This window comes from Nocardia sp. CS682, assembly GCF_004634405.1.
In the GTDB taxonomy this organism is placed as follows: domain Bacteria; phylum Actinomycetota; class Actinomycetes; order Mycobacteriales; family Mycobacteriaceae; genus Nocardia; species Nocardia ninae.
Genome location: NZ_CP029710.1, coordinates 5,637,692 through 5,653,392, shown reverse-complemented (window position 1 = coordinate 5,653,392; position 15,701 = coordinate 5,637,692). Strand labels below are relative to the sequence as shown.

5 protein-coding genes are annotated in these 15,701 nt (G+C 68.0%); 2 read left to right on the top strand and 3 right to left on the bottom strand.

The window, feature by feature from the left end:
- Positions 1 to 27: 27 nt before the first annotated feature.
- The 3 genes from DMB37_RS40660 to DMB37_RS25410 all read right to left on the bottom strand — a co-directional run bounded on the left by DMB37_RS40660 (position 28) and on the right by DMB37_RS25410 (position 11,392).
- On the bottom strand, positions 28 to 9,510 hold the full coding sequence (locus tag DMB37_RS40660) for a hypothetical protein (protein WP_167768933.1): 9,483 nt from the start codon (positions 9,508 to 9,510) through the stop codon (positions 28 to 30).
- 116 nt (positions 9,511 to 9,626) lie between these two features.
- Positions 9,627 to 9,950: a hypothetical protein gene (locus DMB37_RS25415; RefSeq protein WP_135234819.1), complete on the bottom strand. Its 324-nt coding sequence runs from the start codon at positions 9,948 to 9,950 to the stop codon at positions 9,627 to 9,629.
- 659 nt (positions 9,951 to 10,609) lie between these two features.
- Positions 10,610 to 11,392 (bottom strand): MerR family transcriptional regulator, encoded by a 783-nt coding sequence (locus tag DMB37_RS25410; RefSeq protein WP_135234818.1) that lies wholly within the window; start codon positions 11,390 to 11,392, stop codon positions 10,610 to 10,612.
- 285 nt (positions 11,393 to 11,677) lie between these two features.
- On the opposite strand from DMB37_RS25410, the gene DMB37_RS25405 reads away from it, so the two are divergent.
- Positions 11,678 to 13,243, top strand: coding sequence for an amino acid permease (locus DMB37_RS25405; protein WP_135234817.1), 1,566 nt, complete (start codon positions 11,678 to 11,680; stop codon positions 13,241 to 13,243).
- Between the two features lie 103 nt (positions 13,244 to 13,346).
- Positions 13,347 to 15,659, top strand: coding sequence for a serine/threonine-protein kinase (locus DMB37_RS25400; protein ID WP_135234816.1), 2,313 nt, complete (start codon positions 13,347 to 13,349; stop codon positions 15,657 to 15,659).
- Positions 15,660 to 15,701 lie beyond the last annotated feature (42 nt).

The following is a 15,701-nucleotide window of genomic DNA, read 5'->3' as shown; positions in this document are numbered from 1 at the left end:
TTTTCGGCCGTCATGTGCCCCGGTAAGTCACGCGAAGATGGTGGCGCGGCGGGTCGGATCGGCGACGATGTCACGGACCAGCAAGCCGAGATCCATGTCGGCGGGCAGCGACCGGTAGGTCGATGTGGCGGCCACGATGCCCGCGACGCTGACAACGAATCTGGTGTTGCGCTGATCTGCGGGGTACCAGTCGACGGTGACCGGGTCGTCGAGATCGATGTCGCGGTCACCGATACGCAGGGCCAGCCTGCCGTGGTGGCGGTACAGCACCACCGGGACTTCGCCCAGATCGCCGTAGACGCCGCCGAGGCGACTCATGTCGGCGGGGGTCGCGCGCAGCGCACCGGTTGCCGGATCGAACTCGGCGAACACGCCGTAGCCGACGTAAGGACGCACGACAATCGTTGTGCCGCTGCGGTTGTCACTGATGTACGACCGCCGGCCATAGCCGTTACGACTGCCGTTGCCACCCGCCTGCGGTGCACCACTCATGGGCGGCAGCGGAGCGAAGGGTGGCGCTGGCGGCAGCGACGATCCGGGTGGAATCAGCTCGGCCGGTGTCGGATTCGATGACCCCGGTGGCCACGGTGGCGGGGAACCAGGCGGGGCGGATAGATCCGGGGACGGGGTCGACGGGTGCGGAGATGTCGTCGATGGTGGTGCCCACGCTTGAGGAGGCCCGGGTTGCTCCGGTGCCTGCGGCAGGTTCGGCAGCTCGGGCGGCACAGGCAGGTTCGGTCGATTCGACAGCTGCGGGCCGGCAGGCGAATCCGTTGGCAGCGGCACCTCGTACGGATTCGGCGAACCGGATGGCTGCGGTGGGTGCGGCAGATCCGACGACACCGGAGTCTGGGGCGGCACCGGCAAACCGGGTAGGCCCGGTACCTGCGGCGACACAGGCGAACCCGGCAGAAACGGTACGTCCGGCAGCTCATGCGGCAATGGCAAACCCGGCGGCAGCGGCGGGCGCGGTACCTCAGGCGGCACCGGCACCTGAGGCGGCGATGGCAGGTCCGGCGGGGCAGGCAAATTCGGCGGCACCGGCGGCGGCACAGGCAGACCCGGCGGCACCGGAACCTGCGGCGGCAACGGCAAATTTGGCAGGCCCGGTACCTGCGGCGGCACAGGCGAACCCGGTGGCAACGGCAGATCCGGCAGCTCCGGTACCTCAGGAAGCACCGGCACACCCGGCGGAACAGGCACATGAGGAGGCAGCGGCAGGTCCGGTGGGACAGGCAAATTCGGCGGCACCGGCAAATTCGGCGGCGCAGGCAAATCTGGCGGCACCGGCACCTCGGGAGGTGACGGCAATTCTGGCAGTTCTGGCAACTGCGGCGGCACCGGCAGATCCGGCGGCACCGGCAAGTCCGGCGGCAGCGGCAGATCTGGCGGGTCAGGCAAATTCGGCGGCACCGGTGGCCACGGAGGCAGCGGCGGGCGCGGAGGTTCGGGCGGTACCGGTGGACGCGGAGGCACCGGCGGCTGCGGAGGTTCGGGCGGTACCGGTGGACGCGGAGGCACCGGCGGCTGCGGAGGCTCCGGCGGTACCGGTGGACGCGGAGGCACCGGCGGCTGCGGAGGCTCCGGCGGTACCGGCGGACGCGGAGGCTCCGGCGGTACCGGCGGACGCGGAGGCACCGGCGGACGCGGGGGTTCGGGCGGAGTTGGTGGTTGTGGTTGCGGGTCAGGGACGGGCCATGGTTTCGGGGCCGAATTCAACGGCTCGGGGAATTCGAACTCGTAGTCCCTGGGCGGGTGCGGGATGTGCGACCTCAGTGCCCGGCCGGGCAACTGCGGAATGGGGCGCGAATCTCCTTGGCTGGTATCGGATTCCGGGGGTTCGCCAGCGTCTCCGCGATTCGTACGTGGATCGCCCCCGGCGGGTTCGGGTCTCGGAGCGGATTCGTCTGCCGATCCTGGCGTGCGCTGGGAGGGGGCGGGATCTGTCGCGGATTCACGGTTGGCGGTCGGGTCAGTGTTGTCGACCGACGGATCGCCGCCCGCAGCAGGATCCGGGTGCTGCGACGGAACTCGGGTCGTTGCCCCGTCCGGGTCGGTCTCGGGCTCCCGGCTAGCTGACGGCTCGGAGTTGGTGGCCGAAGGATCCTGGCCCGCGGCGGGCTCCGGATGCACCGGTGGGACGCGGCCCGCCGATCCCGTCGGGTCCGGCGGCGGGTCCTGTGGTGGGACGGCGGTTGTGGGTGGTTCTTCCTCAGGTCCATGGGAGTCGCGCCGCGCGAGTTCGTCGAATTTGGCGGATATTTCGCGGTGTGCGTCCTCGAGGTCCGCCATCAGGCGCTGGTGTTCCCCCTGGGCAGCGAGGTCGTTGCGGATCTGTTCCAGGTGGTCCAGGACTCGCCGCAGTTCGGCATCGGCGGCGTCGGCATGACGCCGGTAGGCCTCGTCCACCTTCGCCAGCTCACGCGCCAGCGCCGCATCGATTCCGGACTTCGGGTCGGCTGAATCAGGCTCTGGCCCAACGTTATGGGTATCGAGTTGCCCTGCGAGCTCGCGACCGATTTGCTCCAGATGATCGAGCACCCGCTGCAACTCGGCGTCGGCCTCCGCCGCGTGACGCCGATACGACTCATCGACGGCGGCCAACTCACGCGCCAACGCCTCATCGATCCGCGACGGCGGGGCAGCCGAATCCGACTCCGGCACAACGTCATGCCCGTCGGTGCGACCGGATATTTCCCGTCCGACCTGCTCGAGACGATCGAGTACCCGCTGTAATTCGGCGTCGGCTTCATCCGCATGACGCCGGTACGCCTCGTCCACCTTCGCCAGTTCACGCGCCAACGCCGCGTCGATCCGCGACGGCGGGGCAGCCGAATCCGTCTCCGGCACAACATCACCCGCGTCGGGCCGACCTGCCAAATCGCGACCGACCTGCTCGAGATGGTCCAGTACCCGCCGCAGCTCAGCGTCGGCATGCTCCGAGTGACGCCGATACGACTCATCGAGGGCGGCCAACTCCCGCGCCAACGCTTGATCGATCCGCGAGCGCCCGTCCGGTTGCGTGTCCGAACCGGATCGGTCGTCGCGTACTTCGGGTTTGCTGGTGGGCGGGTCCTCGGGTGCAGGCAGCGGCGTCTCCGCCGGACGATCGGGGTCGCTGGGTGGACTCTCCGAATTCGGCTGTCGCGCAGCGCTATCAGCCGTTGCGTCCGCTTTCGTCCCGGGTGCCTCTACGAGTGGCTGACCGTTGCCACCCGGTCGTTCGCCGGCACCACCTGATCCGGGTCGGCGGGGCGGCGGATCACTCGGGTTCGAGGTCGGGGCGGGCCCGTTCTCGCCAGGTCCACCCGACGGAGGCGGCGTGGTGGAACCGTCACCGGGACGCCCGGTCTCGTCGCTCGACCCGAGGGACTCCGGTGCTCGGTAGAACTCCGCTGCCAGGTCGGCGAGATCCCGAATCTGCGCCGCCCGCGCAAGCACCTCGTCTCGCATCTTCGCGATTTCCGCGGCCAGCTCGGTGGGGCTCAGCCCCTCGTGCTTCTCGATCTTTCCATCGCGGTACGCCTCGTACACCTTGCGGAATGTGGCGTCATCGGCACCGGCGAGATCGACGCCGACCAGCCGGGCCCAGTCCCGGTTGGGGTCGGGTCTGCTGCTCGCGGGGTCGCTGTCGCGATCCCAAGCACCGTCGCCGTCCCGTTGTCCCGGGTGGTCCGCGAGCGTCTGCCCGAAGTCGAGCGGATCCCCGGAACTCAGTGCGTCGCGGATGATGTCGCGCAGCGCGTGGATCGCGTCTGGGTCGTGCACCGGCGGCTCGCCGGTCACCCGCGGATCGGCGGACAGGTCACCGCGCGGCACGTCGGAGTATGGGTCGCTCCTGATCAGTGCGTCCGCGTACTCGGTGAGCGCGTCGGTCAGCAGCTCCTGTTTGCCGTCGCGTTCCATCCGGGCGAGCAGCTTGCGCAGCTTCTTCGGATCCAGGCTGTTCGAGTCCAGCCCGTGCACCAGGCGGCCGGCTTCGTTCTTGGTGTACTTCGGCGGGAACAGCTCCGACGGCGCCACGCCGAGCCGCTGCGCCAGCTGGTCGCGGGCGGCGACGAAGGCGGCCGGGTCGAGATCGCGGAGTTGCTTGGCGTAGGCGACGAGGTCGGCTACCTGCTGTGCCCGCAACGCATTGCGGAAGTCGCTGTCGGTCAGCCCTTCCGCGAGGCGCTGCGGGGTCAGCTCCGCCTCGGGAATGCCGAGGCGCAGGGCCAATTGGCTACGCGCATCACTGACGTCGTTGAAGGACGCGATGTCGTTCATCGAGCGCGCGAAGTCGGCGAGCGCCTCGATCTGCCCGGCGCGAACGGCGTTGTCCAGCTTCAGATCCGCGATCGTCTGCGCGAGCCGATCGGGGTGCAGCGACTCCGGGCCGAGCCCGAGTGTCCGCGCCAGATCAACGAGCTCCCCGAGGATTTCGGCGCGGGGTCGCGGCGGTGCTTCCGGAGCATCCCCGACGGTCGGTTCACTGCGCGGTACGTCGGCCGGGTCGAGCACGACGGGCCGCCACTGACCGTCGCTGTCGCGCAACAGGGTTACCGCGAGCTCGCGGCCATCGATGGTTTCCCGATGGTGGTAGACGTCGGGAGTATCGACCGGGTCGAGGTAGATCCGACCGGACCGGTCCGTGCGCGCGGAGTGGTAATCCACTTGGACTTCACCGCGATCGAGCGCCTGCGCGAGGTCCGGGTTCTCGGCGAGCGCTCTGGCCAGTGCGGCGGAGCGATCCTGCTGCCCATCGATGACGACGAGCCGATCCGGCACGCCCTCGCCGACCGGGATGCGGACGACCTGGTCGCCGTACGGCTGCCCGATGGGCGGCTGATCGTCCGATCGGGGATACAGGCGGAACTCGGCGGCATCGGCGAATTCGGCGACCCGCTCGGCGCGTGCCTGGTTCTCAGCTCGCAGTTGGTCGAAGAGCTGCGTGCTGAGCGTGTCCAGGTCGAGCCCGAACATCTGTGCCCAGGTAGACAATTCGTCCCGGAGCTGATCGCGGCGCAGCGCATGCTCGAAGAACGCACGCGGTCCTTGGTCACGACCGAGTTCGTCGTCCTCCGGCCCGATATCACCCCATTCCTTCAGTGGGTCCGCGCCATTACCGACCGGAGTGTAGTTCTGCACGCCGGGCGAACCGTTGAAGGCCGCATTGATCTCTTTGAGGAACCGGCCCATCGGGTTTTCGTCGAAGAAACTGACTTCGTCGGCATAAGGGACGGGCTGACCGGCTGGGTCCGGCTCGCCGCGTCGGACAGGACGCTGGTCGGACTCGTCGAAATCGTCGTCGTCGAGAAGGAAGTCCTCGTCGTCGTCCTCGTCGCGCCTGCGGGCGTCGGGCCCCTCGAGTTCGCCGGGCGGCCGATTCCGCTGCTCACCCTCGCCGAGCGCCGGTCGCGAATCTCGGCCTGCCACATCCGCTGTGGTGTACGGACGAGTCTGTTCCTCGTTGTAGCGCCGGTACGCGTCCGCGAGTCCTTCGATCGCCGCGGCTTCGCGCAGCGTGCGGTACTCCTGCTCGTCGATGAGCCTGCGGACCGTCGCCGGATCCTCGTCGGGCAGATCGAAGCCGAGCCGAGCCGCCAGCTCGGACAGCGACTCGTTTTCCGGTGGCGACCCATCCGGCTCGGCCACCGGCTCCGGCGGCGGGGGCGGTTCCTGCTCGAGTGCTCTGGCCTCCTCCTCGGAGATCAGCCCCAGCCGTTCCATATCGTCGACGATCCGCTGACGCTGATCCGGATCGGCAACGGTGAGTGCGTCTTCGAGGACGGATCTGGCTTCCTCTGCCGAAATCCGTTGCACTTCATACAGATCGGTGATGGTCTGCCGAACCAGCTCAGGGTCGGCGTCGCTGACCCAGAACCGGTACTCCGCACCGTCAGCAGTGCGCGGCGCTACGTAGTCACCCGCCGCGTCGGGAACGCGTCCCGACAGCTGTCCCAGAATGGGGACGTGTTCCCGGTTCAGCCACATCGTCGCGCCCTCTTTGAGGATGCGAGCGACGTTGGGTGCGCCGCCCGATCCTTCCGGAGAGGGGGCGGGCCCCATGGTCGGGACGTCCGGGTTGGGCAGCGGGGTCGGGGCGGGGGCCGGGGGCGGCGGATCGAACAGGCCCGGCGCGGCGACGGCGCCATCACGCAGGGCCGTTTGTCCGCGACCGTCCTCACCGGAGCCGGACGGGTATTTGGGGTTGTCGCCCTGATAGCCGCGTACGTAGGTCCGGTCCCGAAAGCGTTCCCACGCGTTGCGAACTCGGGATTTCTTCTCGACTTCACCCGAGGCCTCATGCCGAGCAGGCGGGTCACTCTCGTCGGCGGGTACTGCGCGCCAACGATCTTCGCCGTACGGATGCAGCGCCAGCGGCACCGGTTCACCGTTGATGTCGAGGGTGAGCGGATGGGCGTTGTCGGCCACCACCACCGAGTCCGGTTCCAGCACGGCGGGTTCACCGGAGTCGTTGTCGTGCTTCGGTTTCGATGACGAGTCGTCGCCGGGGTCACCGGGAGAAGCGGGCGGTTCGATGGGTGGCTTCCGCCCGCCGCCGTTCGAGCCCGAGGCCGGTTCGACGGGTCCGCCGTCCGGCGCGGGGGGCCGTTGCCCGACGTCGACGTTGCGCAGTGCCGGTTGCCGTGGCGGCACCTCGGCATCCGCGCGCTGCTGCGGAATTCCGTTCTCATCGAACAGGATCGTGCGCGTGAGCTGCACCGGATAGTCGGAGCCCGGCAGGATCGGCGGGAAGGGGCGTGGAAGTCCGACCGTCGGATCGTGCACCACGATCTCGCCGTTCTCCTTGACCAGCACGTAGGCGTGCGCGCCGACATTATGCTCGTCGACCTTGCCGTACACGTCCACGACCAGTGCGGCCACCCCGTCGGGGCGCTCGATCAGGTTGCCGTCGGAGTCGAGAACGAAACTTCCGTCCGGCCTCGTCTCATACATCAGCGCGTCACGAATCTCGTTGTGATTCGCTACATCTAGCAGCGGCGCTTGAGCCGCCTGCTCGATTTCACGCTGGGACACGCCATCCGGGCCGATCTCCCGGGTCGGCACTTCGATCACCGAGCTGCCGGTGAGCCTGCGGATCAATTCGAGACTGCGCACCGCACAGTCGCGCGGATGGTCGGCGTGCGACGGATCAGGTTGCGCGGCGTCGCCGTCGTCGTCGGAGCGTGCGACGGTCTCGGGGTGGGCGGTCCGATCCGATCGCGGCGCGGACTCCGCGCCCGCGACCGCCGCCAGCGGCAGCAGGGCGATCGCGTCGAGAGCCGACGGATCGCCCGCATCTCGAGGTTGCGGACCATCGGCGGGTACCGCGGACTCAGGGTCGACCATCTGCCGTATCGGCGCGGAGCCGTCCGCCTCGGCGCGGAGGCGCGGGGGCAACTGACCGGTGGACTCGGACTGCAGCGCCGACCGGTGGTCTGTGCCGTGCGCCGCCGTGTCTGCGAGGCCCGTGCGGCTCGACTCTGCGGCGGAGTCGGTGCCGTCCGCGCGGAGGTCGCCGGCCCGAGGTCGATCGCCCACCGGGCGGGGCTCGCCGGCAGGGCGGCTGTCCGGGGCGCCAGCCCGCGGTTCCAGACCCGATTGCGTGCGCGGTTGCTCGACCCGAGGTGCGTCGGAACCGGTCTGTGCGCGTAGGTCCGGCGATGCCGTGCGAGGAACATTGGACGATGCTGGGGTGCTCCGACTTTCGCCACCACTGGCGGGATTCGCCGTGGTCGGCTGCGCGGGAGTAGCTGCTGGGTTTGCGGTGGGTGCGGCATGGGCCGGTGCGGTGGTGGCCAGGCCGTCACCGACGTTGTTGTGCACCGAAACCGGGTCATTGCCGGTAGCTGCCGCGTCGATCAGACCGTCGGAGCCTGCCCCGCGCACGGCATCCGCCTCCGGCGCAACTCCTGCCCGCTGCGTTCCCGCGTCGGCCGAATCCGACTGTGCGGCAATATGGTCGACACTCGCGGGTGCGCCATCGATGGATCGTGTACTGCCATCGCCAGCCCGCGGTTGATGTTCACCGGCGGAACGGGTGTCCGATGTCTGATCCCCAGCGGCGCGGTCTTCTCCCCGGGATGTGTTGTCGCTCGACCGATCTGCGGCATCGTTCGGTGCGGCATCGTCGGTCGATCCCCTGCCGTCGCCCGACCTATCGGTTGTTCCGGTGGCCTCGCCCGAGTCCCGGCCGTTGGCCGCGTCCGCTCCAGCCTGCCGCGCACCGGCATCTCCCTCGGCGCCCCTGCCGTCGGCATCCGAAGTTCCGGCGGGCCGGATCGTGTCGTCACCCGCGGCACTGCGGCCATTGTCACCCGCCGATCCCCGGCCGTCGCCACCTCCGGCGCCCCGGCCGTCGCTGCCGGCCCCAGTCCGGCCATCGTCACCTGACGTGCCTCGCCCGCTGCCATCCCCAGCACCAGCTGGCAACCCGGCACCGTCGGTCCGAAGCCCCACGCGCGCACCGTCATTCGAGCTCGAACCGTCACTGCCCGCCGTGGTGAAGACATCGTCGAACCGGGACCCGAAACTGGACCTGTTGAACATCTCCGGCCGCATGTTCCCCCAAGCATGCTGTGCCCCAACCTTGTTCACCGCCGACATCGCGCCATTCGAGGCGCCCGCAGTGAACATCCGCCAGTCGACCTGCGTGTTCTTCAGGTTGTCCCACGCATCCCCCCACCCGTTCTGGGCGGCGTCTATCCCGAACTGCGTGGCGGTCGCGGCGACGAAACCCGCTCCGGCACCGACCAACCCGGCGGCAGGCCCGGTGATCGCGGCACGCATCCACGGCTTCATTTCCGCGCTGAGCTTGTTGCCGAGCCAATCGCCGAATGGGCCTGCCGCCGCACCGCCCGCGGCCGAGCTGACGGCGGTGACCGCCACCTGCTCCCAGTTGATCTCCTTGCGATTCCCCTGCGATACCTGCCACTGCTGGACGCCGAGCTCCTGCAGTGTGCCGAGCACCGTATCGATCGCCACGTGCCGCAGCATGAATTTCGCGAACTTCGACGCGACGAGCTTGCCGACGTGCCGGATGATCGCGGCCACCACCCGCTGGCCGATGATGCGCACCGCCACCCTGGTGATGCCGATCGCGGCCGCCTGCACCGCGGGCGCGGTGGGCGGAAACAGCCACGCGGCAGCGAGTTCGGCGGCCAGCAGGCCGAGCGAGCTCCAGTACATCAGCTTCGCGTACTCGATCTCGGTGCCGACGCTGTGCGCGGATTCACCGATCTGGTCGAAGAGTTCGGCCAGCTTCTGCACCGACTGGTCCTGGTCCGATCCATCGCCGGACCGCATGCTGTCGAAGCCCTTGATCATCTCTTCGACGCCCTCGCCGACCGGGTAGGCGGTCAGCGAGGCGCTCTTGGCCGCGTCGATATCGAAGAGCACGGCGCGCAGCTCGTCGGCGGCGGTGTGCCAGTCCTGGGCCAGCGCCCACATCTGGTCCTCGTTGCCCTCCGGCCACTCCATGCCGACGATCGGCTCTAGCCATTGCAGCGCGCCAGGTAGTTCGATCATGTTCGGTTATCCCGCTGTCAGCAGCGCGACACGGTATCCGGGCCGCCGCAGGCGACGATCTCGGCGACCGGACGCGCTTCGGCTTGCCCGGTCCTCAGCTGCGCACGAAGCGTGGGTCAGCTGAAACCATCGCGGTTGCCGCGCTCCATCTTTTCGAGCAGCTTGGCGCTCTTGGTCTGGCCGGTGGAGAAGTTGCCGAGCGAACCTGCGATGTTCTGCGCGCCCATGATGATGTTGTCCCGCGACGAGGTGTAGCCGCCGGAGCCATCCGCCCCGTTCGCGAAGCTGCGGCCGAGTGTGTCGTTGCCCCAAGGGTTGCCACGGGAGTTGATCGAGGACTGCAAGGTGTTCAGTACCCCGTTGATCCGGTCGCGTGCGTCTCCGGTCTTCTTGGCCGCCTTGAAGAACAGCTCCGACTCGTACTGGACTTTGTCCGCCACCGCGTTCCCTCCGCGTACGTGCGGTCACCCGCACCCACTTCAGCTCGTACGCCTCCGACGATGACAGTCGATAGCAACTCCCCTGTTGCCCGCACATGAACGGAGAGTGCCGCGACAGTTACATGCAACAGGTGGGTACACCTAGCCGTCGATCCAGCGAAATGTGCTATACGCGTTGATGTTCGGCGAGCGGCCGCGGTGGGCCGAATAGTGCGGGTAGCTGCCGAGGTCAGCGGAGGAATCGAGTTCACGGCCCGGTTAATTGCCGCATGCGCTGTCGACTTGGCCGGTGGCCCTGCCGAAGCGTTGGCGCACAAGATGTTGCGGCCCGCTGAAGTGGCGTCGCGCAAGACGTTGCAGCTGCTCGACCCGACAAGCGAATACTCGGTCATCGGAAGAGTTATCAGTTGGCACTCGAGAACCGGCCGACGACGGCGCGGTCACGTAATCATTAGGAGCGCCGGCGAGCGCGGCACGCCGCAGCCGGAGAGCGGACACTCGCGCGAGCGGCCCGGCCATAAGGTTCCGGGGGCATGCTCAGCTTGGCGTCGCTTTGCGCATGCCCCCAGATCCCAACCCCGACGCTACATTGAACAACGTACCGCTGTCCAGCGGCAAGTTATAGGCGCGCTAGAGCCCTCGGGTAAGCCCGCTTCTTCTCACTGACCCGGGAACTCGTCAGCCAACTCGGGGATATCGCGCTCGAGATATTTGGCGACGAATCGATCGACCAGTTCGGCCGCCACCTGACCAGGCACAACCCGAACGGCGGCAACACGCTCGGCGAGTTCGGCCCGATCCGCCGACGTGCGCCCCGATTGCCGGAACGCCCGCCACGCCGTGCGCTCGAACCCGTCTACGAAACGACGCGCGATCCGGTCGCAATCGCCGCGCAACCGCTCGACCTCGTCGAGCACCTGGGCCGGTGGCGCACCCGACGCCGCCAACTGCTGAGCGATCCGAACGAGCTGATGATCCGCCACGCGATAGGTGGCGGCGTCGAGCGGCTCGTACATACCGGACGCGACGACCCGCGCGAGCCCCTGCGGAACATCACGGTACAGATCCGCGAGTTCCGTTGCGGCAATGACCATTTCACTGACCGCAGGAGGCGCATCGGGGTGGATCGGCACCGCGGTCTCGGTCGGCATCGCGACATGCGCGAGGGCCTCCGGTTCCGGAACGCCGAGGATGTCGCCCAGGTCGTCGCCGCGATCCCACGCCTCGAGCAGTTCCCTGATGCCGTTCAGCTTGATGCCCCGATCCAGCAACCGGCCGATGGTGCGCACCCGGTTGAGATGGTCGGACCCGTAGAAGCCGGTGCGCCCCTTCACCTGCGGGGGCGGCAGCACCCCACGCTCGTGATAGACGCGCAGGCTCCGCACGGTCGTACCCGCCTCACGCGCCAGCTCGTCGATCGTAAACTCCGTACCCGCTGCCATATCTCAAGGAAACCACACCGAAACGTGGGTTGATCCCTGGTCCGAGGGTGCGGTACTTCACCATTACGCCACAGCCATGGACCGCAGGCCGTTCGCTGAGCCCGCTCTCCCGAGCCGATGTGCCGAGCGAAGCCGTCCGAAACAGTTTGCCCTCCGATAGCCGTTAGCTCTCGCCAGATGACGATCTCGTGTCCTCAGATGACAATCATGTACGTCTATTGAACGTGCCGTTATTTAACGGTACGTTATTGAGCGCTATGACTGCCGTCACAGGAAAGGCCACGCATGACTATCGTTCGACCTCCCTCAGCGACGCAGGAGCAGGCCGCGCGGGCGCTACACGCCGAGGATGTGGGATATCACAGGGCGCTACGCCCACGGCAGCTACAGATGATCGCCATCGGTGGCGCGATCGGCACCGGGCTCTTCCTCGGCGCGGGCGGGCGGCTGAAGGAGGCCGGGGCGGGGCTTTTCCTGGCGTACGCGGTGTGCGGCGTGTTCGTGTTCTTCATCCTGCGGGCGCTCGGTGAGCTGATCCTGCATCGACCGTCCTCCGGTTCGTTCGTCTCCTACGCCCGCGAGTTCTACGGCGAGAAGCTGGCGTTCGGGGTCGGCTGGATGTACTTCTTCCACTGGTGCATGACCGGCATCGTCGACATCACCGCGATCGCCACCTATGTGCACTACTGGGGCAGCCTGCAGGTCATCCCGCAGTGGACCATCGCGCTCATCGCGCTGGCGCTGGTGGTGAGCATCAACATGGTGTCGGTGCGGTGGTTCGGCGAGATGGAGTTCTGGGCGGCGCTGATCAAGGTCATCGCGCTCATGGGCTTCCTGATCGTCGGCGCCTTCTTCCTCGCGGGCCGGTTCCCGATCGAAGGCAACAACACCGGCATCAGCGTGATCAGCGACAACGGCGGCCTGCTCCCGAACGGCCTGATTCCGGTCGTGCTGTGCACCACCGGCGTCATCTTCGCCTATGCCGCAGTGGAATTGATCGGCACCGCGGCCGGTGAGGCGGAGAACCCGGAAAAGATCATGCCGCGCGCCATCAACTCGGTCATCGCCCGGATCGCGGTGTTCTACGTCGGCTCGCTGGTGTTGCTCTCGCTCCTGTTGCCCTACACCGCTTTCAAGCCCGGCGAGAGCCCCTTCGTCACCTTCTTTGCCAAGATCGGCATCGACGGTGCGGGCACGATGATGAATCTGGTGGTCCTGACCGCGGCCTTCTCCAGCCTCAACGCCGGGCTGTACTCGACCGGCCGGATTCTGCGGTCGATGGCCATGAACGGCAGCGCGCCCAACGTGGCGGCGCTGATGTCCCGGCGCGGCGTGCCCTACGTGGGCATTCTCGCGACCGGCGCCGTCGCGCTCGTCGGTGTGGGACTCAATGCCCTGGTCCCGGAGAAGGCCTTCGAGATCGTCCTGAACATGTCGGCTCTCGGCACCATCACGGCGTGGGCGGCGATCGTGCTCTGCCAGCTCAAGCTGTGGCAGTGGTCCCGCGAGGGACGGCTGGTACGACCCGCCTTCCGCCTGGTCGGCGCGCCGTACACGAGCATCGCGACGCTGGTGTTCCTCGCCGCGGTGGTGCTGCTCATGCTGTTCAGCAACAGCGACGTGCAGCGCGGCGCCGTCATCGCGATGGGCGTGATCATGGTTCCCGCCCTCGTCGGCGGCTGGTTCCTCGCGCGGCGCCGGGTCTTGCATGTCGCGGCGATCCGCGTCGGCTTCACCGGCGCGTTCCCGGTGCTGGCCGAGCGCCCACTGGAGCACCGCGACCACCGCATCGCCGATATATCCGGCGCAAGCAACGGCACGACACCGCACGATGAGGCAGAATCGCGCTAAGGCCGACCTGTCCCGCCCCGCTCCGCAGCTCGGCGACCCACCGGGGCTGCGGGGCGTGGCGGTGTCGGCCCGATGTTGTCTTCGTGGGTGTTGAGAGGGTCGAATGCCGGACTTCAGTGGCTCCGACGATCCTCTCCCCGTCGCCCGCTCCAGCACACTGATTCGCGACCCCACCGAAATGGCGTACCGAGCCACCTTCCCCTGGGCGACCCGACGGGTATCGGCGACCGAGGCGTGGTCATCCGACGACGAGGATTCGATCTCCTCGGAGGCCGAAACCCGCTCCAGCCGCAGCGTTCGGTCCCGCAGTGTGCGCAGGCTCAGCGCGGGGCTTGTCGAGCTACCGCGGGTGTCGCTGGTCGACCCGGCCACCGCGATGCTGCGCAATCCCGAAGTGCCCGAGGACAAGCGATTCTGCTGGAAATGCCAGAAGGCCGTCGGCCGCTCGGCCGACAACGGTGACGGCGCAACGGCGGGCAAGTGTCCCCGCTGCGGCTCACCGTTCAACTTCCGGCCGCTGCTGGCCCGCGGCGATCTGATCGCCGGTCAGTACGAGGTGCAGGGCTGCCTCGCCTACGGCGGGATGGGCTGGATCTTCCTGGCCCTCGATCGCAATGTCAGCGACCGTTGGGTGGTCTTGAAGGGGTTGCAGAACCCGCTCGACTTCGAAGCCCACGTGGTGGCGCTGGCCGAGCGCCAGTTCCTCGCGGAGATGGCGCACCCGGGGATCGTGAAGATCTTCAACTTCGTCAAACACCGGTCCGCGGAGGGCATTCCGTGCGGGTACATCGTGATGGAGTACGTGGGCGGGCAGTCGCTGAAGACGATGCTCGATCTCCGTGCGCCGGAACGCATTCCCGTCGCCGAGGCGATCGCCTATGTGATGGAGGTGCTGCCCGCCCTCGACTACCTGCACTCGTTCGGCCTGGCCTACAACGACCTCAAACCCGACAACATCATGGTCACCGAGGACGAGGTGAAACTCATCGACCTCGGCGCGGTGGCGGCCAGGGAATCCGGCGGCAGCCTCTACGGCACGCACGGGTACCAGGCCCCGGAGTTCACCCAGACCGGCCCGACCGTGGCCTCCGACATCCATACTGTCGGACGAACATTGGCCGCGCTGACCCTGGATATGCCCACCGAACCGCGCGGCCCGAAACTCCCCGGCATTCCGTCGGCGGACGAAGAACCGGTGCTGCGTCGTTATCCGTCGTTCGAACGGCTGTTGCGGCGGGCCACCGATCCCGATCCGGCACAGCGCTTTCCCTCCGCGTACGCGATGTACCGCCAGCTCGCGGGCGTGCTGCGCGCGGTCCTTGCCGAAGACACCAACCGCGAGTATCCGCAGACTTCCGCCGTATTCGGTTCACCGCGTGGCGATTTCGGTATCGACACGCTGATCCGGCAGAACGTCGGCTTCGTCGACGATGCCCATCGCCTGCCCGTGCTCGATACCGCGAGCGTCGTCGCCGCGCTGCCGGTGCCGTTGATCGACAGCGAGGATCCGAGTGCGGAGTTGCTGTCGCCGTTGTTGCACGGTGATCCGCGGCAAGCGCTCGACACACTGCGCCAGAGCACCGCCGACATGAGCGCGGGAGTCGTCGGTACACCCGAAAGCTTCGACCTCGAAGGGACATTGACCGCGGTGCGGGCGCACCTCGACCTCGGGGAGGTCGAGCAGGCGCGGGAAAGCCTGGCGCGCTTGCGGGCCGACTATCGCACGGACTGGCGGATCGACTGGTACACCGGCATCACCGAACTGTGTAGCGCCGAGTACGAACCGGCGTACGAGCATTTCGATCGCGTGCACTCCATGGTCCCCGGTGAGATCGCGCCGCTGCTCGCGCTCGCCGCCACCGCCGAGCTCCTCTTGCAGACGCAGGAGAACCCCGGCGAGCCGGATCGGTGGCACCGGGCGGCGACGGAGCATTACCGCTCCGTCTGGCGAAATACCCGCGGTGTGGCGAGTGCCGCGTTCGGTCTGGTGCGACGGCTGGCCGTCGACGGGGATATCGCCACCGCCGTCGCGACGATGCAGCAGGTGCCGGATTCCTCGCGGCACCACAATGCCGCCCGGATGACCGCGTGCCTGTTGCTGGTCACCAGACCGGTGGACGAGCTGACCCAGGCCGACCTCGATGCGGCAGCGGCGCACCTGCACGCGCTACCGGACGAGCCGCGCCTGATGCAGTTGCGGGCGATAGTCCTCGGCGCCGCGCTGGCCTGGTTGAACAGGGGTGGGCGACCGGAAGCGCCCCCCACCACGATCCTCGGCTTCCGCTATACCGAGGCGGGTCTGCGCGGCGGACTGGAGTCGGTGTTGCGCGCGGTAGCGCGCACGACACCGAATCGGCTGCATCGCTATGCACTCATCGACTTGGCCAACGAGATTCGGCCTCGTTCCCTGTGGTAGCCGAGGCGCACTGCTGCCACTGCCCCGCCGCGCGGCATGATC

Bases quoted from the DNA above. Each gene is read 5' to 3' on its own strand.
- DMB37_RS25410 (WP_135234818.1), bottom strand. From the start codon at position 11,392: ATGGCAGCGGGTACGGAGTTTACGATCGACGAGCTGGCGCGTGAGGCG.
- DMB37_RS25400 (WP_135234816.1), top strand. From the start codon at position 13,347: ATGCCGGACTTCAGTGGCTCCGACGATCCTCTCCCCGTCGCCCGCTCC.
- DMB37_RS25405 (WP_135234817.1), top strand. From the start codon at position 11,678: ATGACTATCGTTCGACCTCCCTCAGCGACGCAGGAGCAGGCCGCGCGG.
- DMB37_RS40660 (WP_167768933.1), bottom strand. From the start codon at position 9,510: ATGATCGAACTACCTGGCGCGCTGCAATGGCTAGAGCCGATCGTCGGC.